This is a genomic window from Telluria sp. AC161, assembly GCF_979258535.1.
Genome location: NZ_OZ409861.1, coordinates 804,772 through 816,844, shown reverse-complemented (window position 1 = coordinate 816,844; position 12,073 = coordinate 804,772). Strand labels below are relative to the sequence as shown.

Annotated in this window: 12 protein-coding genes; 3 read left to right on the top strand and 9 right to left on the bottom strand. The window is 61.4% G+C overall.

Annotation, left to right across the window (positions count from 1 at the left end; genetic code table 11):
* The first annotated feature begins 32 nt into the window (after positions 1–32).
* Positions 33–1,316, top strand: a complete 1,284-nt coding sequence (locus tag ACZ0AJ_RS03675; protein WP_499452789.1) for a tetratricopeptide repeat protein — start codon at positions 33–35, stop codon at positions 1,314–1,316.
* 199 nt (positions 1,317–1,515) lie between these two features.
* Here ACZ0AJ_RS03675 and ACZ0AJ_RS03670 read toward each other — a convergent pair whose 3' ends face one another.
* Both ACZ0AJ_RS03670 and ACZ0AJ_RS03665 read right to left on the bottom strand, forming a co-directional pair.
* On the bottom strand, positions 1,516–2,151 hold the full coding sequence (locus ACZ0AJ_RS03670; RefSeq protein WP_499453928.1) for a PEP-CTERM sorting domain-containing protein: 636 nt from the start codon (positions 2,149–2,151) through the stop codon (positions 1,516–1,518).
* A 302-nt stretch (positions 2,152–2,453) separates the two neighbouring features.
* The gene (locus tag ACZ0AJ_RS03665) at positions 2,454–3,239 is read right to left on the bottom strand and encodes an NAD(P)H-dependent oxidoreductase (RefSeq protein WP_499452787.1); all 786 of its coding nucleotides are present in this window, start codon (positions 3,237–3,239) and stop codon (positions 2,454–2,456) included.
* Between the two features lie 95 nt (positions 3,240–3,334).
* Between ACZ0AJ_RS03665 and ACZ0AJ_RS03660 the strand changes: the two genes are divergently transcribed.
* Together ACZ0AJ_RS03660 and ACZ0AJ_RS03655 are read left to right on the top strand one after the other, a co-directional pair.
* The gene (locus tag ACZ0AJ_RS03660) at positions 3,335–4,240 is read left to right on the top strand and encodes a LysR family transcriptional regulator (RefSeq protein ID WP_499452786.1); all 906 of its coding nucleotides are present in this window, start codon (positions 3,335–3,337) and stop codon (positions 4,238–4,240) included.
* Between the two features lie 118 nt (positions 4,241–4,358).
* On the top strand, positions 4,359–5,429 hold the full coding sequence (locus tag ACZ0AJ_RS03655; protein ID WP_499452785.1) for a flavodoxin family protein: 1,071 nt from the start codon (positions 4,359–4,361) through the stop codon (positions 5,427–5,429).
* 25 nt (positions 5,430–5,454) lie between these two features.
* Here ACZ0AJ_RS03655 and ACZ0AJ_RS03650 read toward each other — a convergent pair whose 3' ends face one another.
* From ACZ0AJ_RS03650 to rplS, 7 genes are all read right to left on the bottom strand, one after another.
* The gene (locus ACZ0AJ_RS03650; protein ID WP_499452784.1) at positions 5,455–6,246 is read right to left on the bottom strand and encodes an SDR family oxidoreductase; all 792 of its coding nucleotides are present in this window, start codon (positions 6,244–6,246) and stop codon (positions 5,455–5,457) included.
* A 101-nt stretch (positions 6,247–6,347) separates the two neighbouring features.
* Complete coding sequence (locus ACZ0AJ_RS03645; RefSeq protein ID WP_499453925.1) at positions 6,348–6,854, bottom strand: M16 family metallopeptidase; 507 nt, start codon at positions 6,852–6,854, stop codon at positions 6,348–6,350.
* 41 nt (positions 6,855–6,895) lie between these two features.
* A complete protein-coding gene (locus tag ACZ0AJ_RS03640) occupies positions 6,896–9,169 on the bottom strand; it encodes a M16 family metallopeptidase (RefSeq protein ID WP_499453923.1) in 2,274 nt (757 codons plus the stop codon).
* Positions 9,170–9,358: 189 nt separating this feature from the next.
* Positions 9,359–9,709 (bottom strand): DUF3579 domain-containing protein, encoded by a 351-nt coding sequence (locus ACZ0AJ_RS03635; RefSeq protein WP_183549952.1) that lies wholly within the window; start codon positions 9,707–9,709, stop codon positions 9,359–9,361.
* A gap of 84 nt (positions 9,710–9,793) precedes the next feature.
* A complete protein-coding gene (locus ACZ0AJ_RS03630; protein WP_499452782.1) occupies positions 9,794–10,753 on the bottom strand; it encodes a CobD/CbiB family protein in 960 nt (319 codons plus the stop codon).
* 91 nt (positions 10,754–10,844) lie between these two features.
* Entirely contained in the window at positions 10,845–11,471 is a 627-nt protein-coding gene (locus ACZ0AJ_RS03625; protein ID WP_499456719.1) for a CoA pyrophosphatase, read from the bottom strand.
* A 130-nt stretch (positions 11,472–11,601) separates the two neighbouring features.
* Positions 11,602–11,994: a 50S ribosomal protein L19 gene (gene rplS / locus ACZ0AJ_RS03620; RefSeq protein WP_183553473.1), complete on the bottom strand. Its 393-nt coding sequence runs from the start codon at positions 11,992–11,994 to the stop codon at positions 11,602–11,604.
* Between the last annotated feature and the right edge of the window lie 79 nt (positions 11,995–12,073).

Below are 12,073 nucleotides of genomic sequence, written 5' to 3'. Positions count from 1 at the left end.
GTATATTTTTTGTCTAGATAGAAGGATAACCAATGTCCCAATTCCGTCTCGCCCGCCTCTGCCTGATGCTGGCCGCCGTCGGCCTGAGCTCCGCTGCCGTGATTCCTGCCGTCAACGCACAGGACAAGCCCGCCGCCGCCGCGGCTGCAGCGCCGAAGGACACCGTCCGCCCAGAGCTGTTCAAGCTGCTCGACCCGGCGCAGATCAAGCCGCTGATGGATGCAAAGAATTACGCCGAAATCCAGAGCCGTGTGACGCAGGCCGAAGCCTTCCCGAACCGCACGCCGTACGAAGACTATGTCGTCAACCGCATGAAGCTGTCGCTGGGTTCGGCAACGAACGACAACGCCATCTCGATCCCGGCCCTCGAAGCCGTCATCGCATCGGGCCGCCTGGCGCCGAACGAGCAGGCCGACTTCATCCAGGCCCTGGCCAATATGCACTACAACGCCAAGGATTACCCGAAAGCGATCGAGTGGTTCAAGCGCTACCAGAAAGAAAGCCCGACGCCTGAAAAAGTCGCCGCGCCACTGACCCGCGCCTACTACCTGGGCGGCGATTACGCCAGCGCCAAGGCAGCGCTGCTGCCAGCGATCGAAGCCACCGAAAAAGCCGGCCAGAAGCCAAGCGAAGAAGACCTGCGCCTGCTGGCCTCGTCGGCCAACAAGGTCAAGGACGATGCCGGCTACCTGGTCGCACTGGAAAAGCTGGTCGCCCATTACCCGAGCGACGACTTCTGGACCGACCTGCTCAACCGCGGTGTGGCACGCAAGTCGGGCTTCGATGCGCAGACCAACATGATCAACGTGTATCGCCTCGAAGCGGCTGCCGTCAAGCAGATGGCGGCCGAGGAATACGTCGATCTGGCCGAGCTGTCGCTGCGTGACGGTTTCCCGACCGAGGCGAAGAAAACGATGGATGCCGGCTACGCTGCCGGCGTGCTGGGCAAAGGCAGCAATGCCAAGACCCACAGCGCACTGCGCGACAAGGCCAACAAGGGCGCGGCGGACGATGCCAAGAACATCGCTGCCGGTGAAGCAGGCGCGGCCAAGGCCAAGACCGGCGCCGGCCTCGTCAACCTGGGTTGGGCGTACGCGACCATGGACCAGGGCGACAAGGGCGTCGGCTTCATCCAGCAAGGTATCGCCAAGGGCGGTCTGAAGAACGCGGAAGAAGCCAAGCTGCGCCTCGGTATGGCACAAGTTCGCGCTGGCAAGAAAGCTGAAGCGATCTCGACCTTCCAGACCGTCAAGGGCGGTGGTGGTGCGGGCGACCTGGCCAAGTACTGGCTGGTGCTGCTGCAGCAGCAGAAGTAAGCCTGCTGCCGTCGATGGACCCGCGAAAGCGGGCCGGGCCCTGAGCCTGGCCCGCTTTTTTCATGCATCAATACTAACAGCCGGGGTCAGGTCTGACATTTAGACACGGCCTCTTCCTTCATCCCCTAGCAGCGCTTTCATGAGTCGACGTTTTGTTGAGCTCGTGTCCGAATGTCAGACCTGACCCCGGCTGTTGTTGTTATCGAACCAGGGCGCTTGGTGAACGCCGACGGCGGGCTGAGTAGATGACTCCGAGGCCGGCGATCAGGGTTGCCCAGGATGCGGGTTCTGGAACCTCGGTTGCGGAGAGGGCGAGATTGTCTATTGCGAATTCCGGAAAGTCTTGTCCGCCCGTGATGGTTAAGGACGAAATATTGACGAAGTCCTGGAAATTAAAGTTTGAAAATGTTTCAGCCAGACTTTCTTCCAGGAAGATCGTGTTCGTGATGACGCCGTTGATTCCCATCGCAGTGAGGGTCATACTCAAAGGCCGACCGTTCCCGGTAAATGTCTTGGCAACGTCCAGCGAGGTAAAGGAAAACAAGCCTTTGTTCTCGCGGTCGATCGTGACACTACTTTCATTGAACGCATAAAGTGCAGTCGTCCCATTTGAAGCACACGCTGGACTGCACATACCCAAATTACCAGCAGGATCATCGATAAGATAAAAGCCGAAATCACTGATCGGTGAATACGTCACCCTGAATCCGTCCTCGAGAAAGCTGTAATTCGAGTAACCGTACCCACCGTCCTCAGACTCAAAACCAATCGTTGCCGCTACTGCGGAGCTTGTTAAGAGGGCAGCCGTGATGGCCAGCAGTGCTTTTCGGATCATCGTTATTTTCTCGTATAATGAAATTATGAACAAACCGGATGGGGATGAAGGTATTGCGCTGAAAAAAGCCCGACAGTGAATAGCATCACCAAACTATATTTAACTCTTACGTCTGACTCGGAATTCACGCTTGAAATCTTATACTAATAATTTTTATGAAAATGTATTGGTGTGTATAAGGATGTATTGGAAATATCAATATGCTACATTCATAATTGAATATTAGAAATATGTTTATTTTCAGAGTAAGATGAGTAAAAAACTCTGTAATGTCGTTATCGTGTACCTCGCCCGGTTTCAACTCATGTCTTGATATGTGCCTCCAGCCCAATTAGGCCAGGCACCACATCTTCAGCCAGCACGTGGCGGTCCGGGTAGTCCCCGCCGTTCTGCGTCCGGAAGGCAATCGGCGCCGAATCAAACAAATCCTGAAGCCGCGTTTGCCAAGCGGACTCGATCAGGGCCATGCGCCCGGCGTCGATGCGAACCGCGTCGTAGACGGCAAACGTTGGTAACACCTGCATGCCGGGGAAGAACAGGCTGCCATGCGTGATGGGGAAAAGCAGCTGCTCAAGCGGGCCATTGATGCCGCGGGGTCCGTAATCGATTGCCGGTCCGCCGACGGTGACGGCCAGCATGGCGCGCTTGCCGGCCAGGCCACCTTCACCGTAGCGATAGGTGTTGCCTGCGCTCTGGTAACCGTAGGCCAGGCCGAACGCCCAGACCCTGTCGATCCAGCCTTTCATGATCGCGGGCATGCCGAACCACCAGAGCGGAAACAGCAGGATGACGGCATCGGCAGCGGCGAGCTTCGCTTGCTCTTGTTCGACATCCGGCGTCTGGCTACCGGTGGCGTAGGCATGACCCGATTCGTCGATGAATGCCAGGCGCTCCGGGTTGGCGCGGGTTAAAAAATCGTCCTGGTCGAACACCGCCTTCCACCCCATTCCGTACAGGTCGGACTGCGTGACGGTGTGCCCCTGCGCTTCCAGGGTCTGAATGGCGACCTCAACGAGGTGACGCGTGGCCGAGGTCGGTTCCGGGTGTGCATGAATGAGCAGGACGTTCTTGCTGGTGGTCGAGGGCATATGGACGCTTCCTATGAGAATGTGGAGAGCTCGCCAGTGTGATCGGTCGCCAGGTATCCGTGAAATCACATCATTTTTGGCCTATCATCTACCGGATGAATACCAAGACCATGCCCGATCTCAATCTCCTGATCACGCTCGAAGCGCTGCTGATCGAGCAGAACGTCACGCGAGCGGCCCAGCGTTTGCACCTGAGCCAACCGGCGGTCAGTGCGCAATTGCGCCGCCTGCGCACGCTGTTCGACGATCCGCTGTTGATTCCACTGCAGCGCGGTATGGCGCCCACCAGCAAGGCGCTGGAATTGCTCGAGCCGCTGCGCAGTTCGCTGGATCAGCTTCGCGCGACGGTGGCCGAGCACCATCGATTCGACCCGGAAGCCACCGTGCTCGACGTCAACATCGCGTGCACGGATTACGTGCAGGCAGCGCTCGCGCAGCCGTTCGTGTTGATGCTGCGTCAGCGCTTCCCCGGCGTGCGGGTCGCCCTGCACCACCTCGATCCGAACGGGCTGGAAGCCAGGATGGCCAAGGGCGACATCGATCTTGCCTTGATGACGCCGGGCGAGGAGCAAGGCCGTCTGCGCAGCCGGCACCTGTTCGACGAGCATTACGTACTGATCGGCAGGCGCGGCCATCCGGCGTTGTGTCCCGGAATCTCCGCCGCGCAATTCTGCGCGCTCGAGCATGTCATTGTGTCGCTTGATGGCGGAGCGTTCTCGACGCCACTGGATATCGGGCTGGCCGCGCTTGGCCATCAGCGCAAGGTGGTGTTGTCGGCGTCGTCATTCCTGTTCGTGCCTGGCATCGTTGCGCAATCGGACCTCGTGGCCCTGGTTCCGGCACGCCTCGTGCGCGATGGCGCGGCGCTGCTTGACGTCGTCGAGTGCGCTTTCCCCGTCCCCGGCTTTTCGGTGAGCATGTTGTGGCACGAGCGTCATCATGGTCATCCTGCCCAACGTTGGCTGCGTGCCATGATCGCGGAATTTGCCGGGCGACTATGAGTGGGCAGATCGTGCGGTTCGGACGCAAACTTGATTCGTCCAGCGATTCTGTGTGCGCGTGCGAACACAGCCTTTGACCCGTCGCCACGATAATGACGCCATTCACATTGGAGAACTTATGACGACGGTACGCAAGGGCCAGGCGCCCGCCAAACTGGGGCGCAACGAGTTTCACCTGCAATTTCGTCGCACCTTCCAGGATCCCGGCTACGATGCGCTGGAAACCGAGCTGGCCGCCATCGAGGCGGTGGCCTGGGACGCCTACCAGGACGGCCGCAAGGCGCCCCGCACGGTCAAGGCCGGCCCTGGCTTTGCCGATCCCGACTACGACCTGTCGATCGACTGGAAAGCCGCGCGCGACCGCCTGCTCGAGGCTGAAAAGCACCAGAAGAACCCGGACACCAAAAGCCGCATCCTGATCATCAATGCCTCGGCCCGCAACGATGGCACCTGCCCTGGTGAAATTTCAAAAAGCTGGCGCATGTCCGAGATGGCGCGCGAGATCATTGAAGCCGATGGCATCGAGGCCGACATCCTCGACCTCAGCCTGATCAACTCCGACTACGACCGCCACATCCACCCGTGCAAGGGGTGCGTGTCGACCGCGATGCCGCTGTGCCACTGGCCATGCAGCTGCTATCCGAACCACGCCGAGCGCCAGGTCAATGACTGGATGAACGAGATCTACGAGCGCTGGGTGCTGGCGCACGGCGTCATCATCATCACGCCGGTCTACTGGTACCAGACGCCGGGCGTGCTCAAGCAGATGATCGACCGGCTGGTCTGCGCCGACGGCGGCAATCCCGATCCCTCCTCGACCCAGGGCAAGAAGGCCGAGATCGCCAAGCAGATCGAACGCGACGGCTGGGAATATCCAAAGCACCTGGCCGGCCGCGCATTCGGCCTCATCGTGCATGGGGACGTGGCCGGCATCGAGGGCGTGCGCCGCTCGCTGTCGGACTGGCTGGAATGGATGGGCTTGATCAGTTCGGGCAGCTTCGGCCAGCTCAACCGCTTCATCGGCTACTACGAATCGTATGCCGACAGCCACGAGACGTTCGACGCCGACCATGCGGTGCAGGAAGAAGCACGCAACGTCGCGCGCGCCGTGGCGATTGCCGTGGGTGAAGTACGCGCCGGCCGCGTCGCCGTGGCCAGCCAGGACCTCAAGCAGCCCCGACCCAAATAACCAAGTAAGACCGGGGCCGGCGAACCTAGACGGCCGTATAACCGCCGTCGATGACCATCTCGTGGCCATTGACGTACGAGGCCATGTCCGAGCACAGCCACAGCGCGGCTTGCGCGATTTCACCGGCTTCGGCGAAGCGGCCCATTGGATGGGCTGCCTTGAGCTTTTTCTCGATGCCCGGATCACGCTCGATCGCGCGCGCCAGCATCGGCGTCTTCACCGCTGCCGGGCACAGCACGTTGATGCGCACGCCCTCGCGTGCGTACTCGGCGGCAGCGCTCTTGGTCAGGCCCACGACGGCATGCTTGCTGGCGCCATAGATCGCATGGTTCGGGCTGCCTACCAGGCCGGCCACGCCCGCCATGTTGACGATCGCCCCGCCGCCCTGCGCCAGTATCCGGCGCAATTGGTATTTCATGCACAACCAGACACCCTTGACGTTGACGTTCATGATGCGCTCGAACTGCTCGTCGTCGGTGTCGGCCAGCGGATGGTGCTCTTCGTCCACCGCGGCATTATTGACGGCAATGTCCAGGCGACCATAGTAATTGATCGTCTTTTCCACCAGCGCCTCGACCTCAAGCGCGCGCGTGACATTGCACTGCACGAACAGTGCCTTGCCGCCGTTTTCCACGATCATGCCCGCCGTCGCGTGGCCGCCCTCGATCGAGATGTCGGCCACGACCACACAGGCACCGGCGCGGCCAAAGGCCAGGGCAATGGCGCGACCGATGCCGCTGGCCGCGCCAGTGACCAGGACCACCTTGCCGGTGAACGACATGCCGCCTGCTGCCGGCAATTTGCTGATGCCTTTCATGATACTCCCTGGGTGATACGATGATTCCGAAGGGAAACATTTTAACGCATGCTCCCCCCGGCGTCACAATCCAGGGAATTTAAGTCGGGCAACTGTTGTAGTTAGGGCATAGCGACGATCGGTTTGACCGGCTCCCCGACTTTGGACTGATCGCCAGCCATCACGACGGACAGTTTTGCCGGATCGATCGCCTTGCGGAACGCTGCGTTCAGCTCAGGCAAGGTGACGGCGTTCAGCTTGCGCTCCAGTTCCAGCGACCACAGGAACGTCTTGTCGAGGTACAAGTACGAGGTCCAGCCGCTGGCCAGCGCTGCGTCGTTCGTGCGCGTCTGCAGGCGTTGCTGCATCAGCCCGGAACGGGCGCCGGCCAGCTCTTCCGCCGTGAAGCCCTCCTTCACTGCGCGGGCCAGTTCGGCCCGCACTGCCGCATCCAGCTTGGCCAGGTTCTGCGGCGCCGCGATCGCGCCGATCGAGAACACGCCGAAGCGGTCGAGCGTGCCCGCCATCAGGTTCGAGCCGCCGCCATACGACAGGCCGTCCTTCTGGCGGATCCGGTCCATCAGGCGCGACTTCAGGCCCCCTTCGCCAAAGATATAGTTGGCCAGCATCAGGGCCGGATAGTCCGGATCCTCGACGTTCAGGTCGACGTTCAGGCGCGCCGTGTACGACCCGTTCTCCTTGTCCGGGGTGTTGAGCGTACGCGCGAGGGCCCCACATCGGCATGCCCGGTCAGCACCGGTGCGAACGGCTGCGGCGCGCGCCAGGCACCGAACAGCGTGTTCACCAGCGGCGTGATCCGGGCCGCGTCGAAGTCACCCACGATCGCCATCTCGGCTGGCTGGGCGCCGTGGAAGTCGGCATGGAACGCCTTCAGATCGGCCAGGCGCGCCGCCTTGACCTCGGCCACGTCTTCGTCGAGCGAATTCGCATGGCGCACGTCGCCCTTCGGATAGCGGTTGAAGTGCAGCGCCATCGCGCGCGCGGCGGCGCTGTCGGGCTCGTTACGGCTCGCTTCCAGTCCGACCAGTATCTGCTGGCGCAGCTGCTCGAATTCCGATTCCGGGAATGCCGGCTCACGCAGCACATGCGCCACCAGTTTCAAGGCCTCGGGCAGATGTTCGCGCGTGGTCTGGAAATGCGTCGGGCCACCCGTCATCTTGAGCTTGTCGAACGCGTCGGCCAGTTCGGCGCGCGAGTAGCGCGTGGTACCGCGCATCAGCATCGCCGACGTCAGGCCCTGAACCGTGCCCTTGCCGAACAGGCTTTGCTCGGTGCCGAAGTGCTGGCGCAGGTCGACCGTGACGGTCTCGCCCCGGTTCTTTTTCGGCAGCAGCGCCAGCTTCACGCCACCCGCCGTCGTCAACGTGGTGCGCTGCATGATGTTCTGCTGGCTCGGGTCGAAGTTTTCCGCGACCAGATTCGACACGGCCGGCTTGAAGTCCTTGAGCACGTCCGTCACGGCAGGCGCCGCTGGCAGCACCGCGCGTTTCGATGATTCTTCAGGGATGAAGGTGCCGGTCACGCGGTTGGTGCGCAGGTAGTAGCGGCCGGCGCTGGCGGCGATCTGTTCGGCCGTCATCTTCTGCACACGCTCGCGGCTGACGAAAAACATGCGCCAGTCGCCAAGCGACGCCGGCTCGGACAGCGCCACGCCCACCGCCTGCGGATCGTTCAGGCTGCGCTCGATCGTGTTCAGCCACGAACGCCGCACGCGCTCGACTTCTTCCGCCGTGGGCGGCTTGCTGGCAAATTCTTCGACGGCCTGGACCAATGCCTCGCGCACCGGCTCGATTGGTTCGCCCAGCTTGACCACGGCGCCGAAGTATTGCAGGCCAGGCGCGTAGCCGGTCTGGCCAAAGCTGAATACCTGGCTGGCCTTGCCAGTTTCCACCAGCAGCTTGTGCAGGCGGCCGTTGGGCGCGTCGCCCATGATCTGCGACGCAAAGCCCAGCGCTTCGGCGTCCGCGTGCAGGTCGGACGGGATTTTGTAGCCGACCGCGACGAACTGCATGTCGCCCTGGCGCCGCACGGTGAAGCTGCGCTCGCCGTCCTGGGTCGGCTCTTCGGTCCAGAACACGGGCAAGGTACGCTTCGGTTTCGGAATGGCCCCGAACAGGCGCTGGATCTTTGCCAGCGTGGCAGCCGGCTCGAACTGGCCGGCCACCAGCAGCACGGCGTTGTCCGGCTGGTAATAGGTGCGATAAAAGTCTTGCAGGTTCTTGATCCGCACGTTTTCGATATCGCTGCGGTTGCCGATCGTCGAGCGGCCGTAGCTGTGCCAATCGTAGGCGATACTCTGCATGCGCTTGAACAGCACGTTGCCCGGCTGGTTTTCGCCGCTTTCGAACTCATTGCGCACGACGGTCATCTCGGACGCCAGGTCCTTGGCGGCGACGAACGAATTGACCATGCGATCCGCTTCCATCTGCAGCGCCCAGTCCAGATTGTCTTTCGACGCCTGGAACACTTCATAGTAGTTGGTGCGGTCAAGCGACGTGGTGCCGTTGAACTGCATGCCCCGCTCCGAGAACTGCTTCGTGATGTCGCGGTTCTTTGTCGAACCCTTGAACAGCAGGTGTTCGAGCAGGTGGGCCATGCCTGTTTCACCGTAGTTTTCGTGGCGCGAGCCGACTAGATAGGTCATGTTCACCGTGACGGTCGGGCGCGAAGCGTCCGGGAACAGCAGCACTTTCAGGCCATTGGCCAGGCGGTATTCGGTGATGCCTTCGACTGCCGGGCCGAGGGTCACTCCCTTGGGCAGCACGGCTTTGGCGGCGCTGGCCGCAGGGAGGCTCGCAGCAGGTGCGCTGGCCGCGGGTGCGTTGACAGCAGGCTGTGCACCGGCAGGCGCAACGGTGATCAGCGCCAGGCACAGCGCCGCGACATGCGCGGAGATACCGCGCAGCTTGTTGTTTGAATCCATGATGTCCGATCATTGGGGCAGGACGCCAACCGTCCCGCCTGCGGCCGAAATAGTAGCAGATGGGCAAGCCCAGCATGCCCCTTCGGTTGACGGGTTGACAGGGAGCATCCGAGGCGTGCTGAAGTGCGGCCCCAAACGAACACTGGCGCCTTGATGTGATCAAGGCGCCAGTGGCGTGGTGCTGAAGGTTCAGGCTTCGGGCTTCTTCTCGCCGGGCAGCGGCACGAAGCACGCCTCGACGATCTGCATGTCGTTATCGGTGGCAAAGCTGCGCACGAAGTGATACGCCAGTGGTTCGATCTTCTGCAGCTTGCGGTTGACCACGACGGCCTTGATCCCGTTGACGAGGGTCGGGTAGACGTAGGGAGAAAACTTCAGGTGGGCATTCGGGCCGCCGGTGCCGGGACAATAGGCTGCCAGGACGCCGCACAGCCGCTCCGCCCAGTCGCTCGGGCGGAATTGCTTGCCGTTGTTCGTGATGCCCAGGACAAAAAATTCTCCGGAGAGATCCTCGTCCTTGGTCTGCGCTAAGTCGGTCATAGTCCTGAGGGGCTAAGTGAAGCCACTATTATATCTTATAGAAGACCTGAGGACGAGGAAGCGGGCGGCGCCCCCTCCTCTGCGCTAGCGCAGCCAGGCCACGCTCGAGGTCAGCAACAGCAGAATCATCCACAAAATCAGCGCACGCCACACGAGGCCGACCGTGCTTTGCAGCGCACGGATCGTCGGTTCTTCGCCCGGCAGGATATCCGTTTCGCTGTCGCTCATGTCGACCATGGCGGCGTCCGCCGGCAACAATTGTGGGGCATTTTCGTTGGGCGTGCCAAGCCGCACACCCATCGCACCGCCGCCGGCCGACAGGATGATGCCGCGCGCTTCATCCACCCACCGGTTGGCGAAATTGCGCCACGCATAGACGGCGTCTTCGAAATTGCCCACCACGGCGAATGCCACCGCCGTCAGGCGCACCGGCATCCAGTCGATCCAGTAGAACGCCTTGGCGGCAAACTCGCCGAACGCTTCGTTGCGCATGTGGTCGGGCTCGTTCCACGCACGCGACAGGTATTCCGAGACGCGATACATCACGGCGCCAGCCGGGCCGAGCGGCATCAGGAACCAGAAGAATACGCCGAACACATTGCGGTGCGTCGTGATCAGCGCTTTCTCGACGGCGATGCGGGTGATTTCCGTGCTGTCCATGCCGACCGTGTCGAGTCGCGTCCATTCGGCCAGCAGCGCACGCGCACGCGGCTCGTCGCCGGCATTGAGCGCGAACTGGATCGACGTAAAGAAGTGGCTGTAGTGGCGAAACCCCATGGTGAGGTAGATGATCAGGACATTCCAGGCGAAAGCCAGGAAGATCAGGTTGTAGTGCATGAACACCCAGTAGACCAGCCAGGTGGGCAGCATCAGCGCACCCATCATCAGGAACCATCCCATGCGGCCATTGGTCTGCTCGCCGGCATTGAACCAGGTTTCGATGCGAATCGTCAGCGCCTTGATGGCGCCGTACACCTGGTTGTCCGCGCGCAGCGGTTTCAGTTGCTCGATGAGCAGCGCGCACAGGATGGAAAAGAATGTCATTCAGGAACCCTTTTTTGTTATGGCAATACGACTGCCCCGTTACGATAGCGGAGAAGCACGCCAGAATCAAATTTCGGGCAATAACATTCCCTTAAGCCCGCAGGAAGTGGAACAGGTTGCGCAGCATGGCGGCCGTCGCGCCCCAGACAAAATACTGCTCGTACGGCATCGTATAGAAGGCCCGGCTGCCGCCCTGCGGCAGGTCGATTTCGCGCCGCTGGTGATGCTGGCCGTCCATCAGCCAGGCCAGTGGCACCTCGAACGCTTCCGCTACTTCGCCCGGATCCACCTGCAAGGTGAACGGTGGCGCGACCAGGGCCACGACCGGTGTGACGCGGTAGGCGCTGATGGTGGCGTAGTCGGGCAGCACGCCGATGATCTCGATGCGGTGGCGCGACAGGCCGATTTCTTCTTCGGTTTCGCGTAGCGCGGTTTCGATGGGCGACGAATCGTAATCTTCCGAGCGGCCACCGGGAAAACTGACCTGGCCGGCGTGGCTCGTCAGGTGGTCGGTGCGGCGCGTGAGCAGGACCGTTACGCCCTCAGGCCGCTCGACCAGCGGGATCAGTACGGCGGCGCGGCGAAACGGCGCGGCCAGGCGGTCGTCCGTCTCGGTCGAGATTTCCGGGTCCCAGGCCAGGGTTTGCGCAAAGCGCTGGCGCAGCGCCGTGGGACTGAGCCGTGCGGGCGCGACCGCGGCCTCGCCGGCCAGACTCATCACGGGCAACTGGGTAGGGTCGAACAAGAGCTTGGCCAAAATAACGTTCTTTCAATAACGCTGCGGATAGTAAAAAAGGCATCCTTGCGGATGCCTTTTTATTAGCAAAGGTGCTTGCGCACGAAAGCTATTACTCAGCTGCAGCTGCTGGCGCTGCTTTGACGCGACGCTGTGGCAGTTTTTCTTTGATACGCGCCGATTTGCCCGAACGCTCACGCAGGTAGTACAGCTTCGCACGACGCACATCGCCACGACGCTTGACTTCGATCGAAGCGATCAGCGGCGAGTAGAGTTGGAACGTACGCTCGACGCCTTCGCCGGACGAGATCTTGCGAACGATGAAGTTCGAGTTCAGGCCACGGTTACGACGGGAAATCACGACGCCTTCGTATGCCTGGGCGCGCTTGCGGGTGCCTTCGACGACGTTGACGCTGACGATAACGGTATCGCCAGGTGCGAAATCAGGGATCTTGCGGCCGAGGCGCGCAATTTCTTCTTGCTCGAGTTGTTGAATCAGATTCATTTTTATGACTCCATTAACCATCTTGCCGGCGCTACCTTCGCCCAGTAGAGGATGGGGTTGAACAACGGGCAACGTGCCC

Coding starts and splice junctions, on each gene's coding strand:
- ACZ0AJ_RS03675 (WP_499452789.1), top strand. CDS start 33: ATGTCCCAATTCCGTCTCGCCCGCCTCTGCCTGATGCTGGCCGCCGTC.
- ACZ0AJ_RS03670 (WP_499453928.1), bottom strand. CDS start 2,151: ATGATCCGAAAAGCACTGCTGGCCATCACGGCTGCCCTCTTAACAAGC.
- ACZ0AJ_RS03665 (WP_499452787.1), bottom strand. CDS start 3,239: ATGCCCTCGACCACCAGCAAGAACGTCCTGCTCATTCATGCACACCCG.
- ACZ0AJ_RS03660 (WP_499452786.1), top strand. CDS start 3,335: ATGAATACCAAGACCATGCCCGATCTCAATCTCCTGATCACGCTCGAA.
- ACZ0AJ_RS03655 (WP_499452785.1), top strand. CDS start 4,359: ATGACGACGGTACGCAAGGGCCAGGCGCCCGCCAAACTGGGGCGCAAC.
- ACZ0AJ_RS03650 (WP_499452784.1), bottom strand. CDS start 6,246: ATGAAAGGCATCAGCAAATTGCCGGCAGCAGGCGGCATGTCGTTCACC.
- ACZ0AJ_RS03645 (WP_499453925.1), bottom strand. CDS start 6,854: ATGCTGGCCAACTATATCTTTGGCGAAGGGGGCCTGAAGTCGCGCCTG.
- ACZ0AJ_RS03640 (WP_499453923.1), bottom strand. CDS start 9,169: ATGGATTCAAACAACAAGCTGCGCGGTATCTCCGCGCATGTCGCGGCG.
- ACZ0AJ_RS03635 (WP_183549952.1), bottom strand. CDS start 9,709: ATGACCGACTTAGCGCAGACCAAGGACGAGGATCTCTCCGGAGAATTT.
- ACZ0AJ_RS03630 (WP_499452782.1), bottom strand. CDS start 10,753: ATGACATTCTTTTCCATCCTGTGCGCGCTGCTCATCGAGCAACTGAAA.
- ACZ0AJ_RS03625 (WP_499456719.1), bottom strand. CDS start 11,471: ATGAGTCTGGCCGGCGAGGCCGCGGTCGCGCCCGCACGGCTCAGTCCC.
- rplS (WP_183553473.1), bottom strand. CDS start 11,994: ATGAATCTGATTCAACAACTCGAGCAAGAAGAAATTGCGCGCCTCGGC.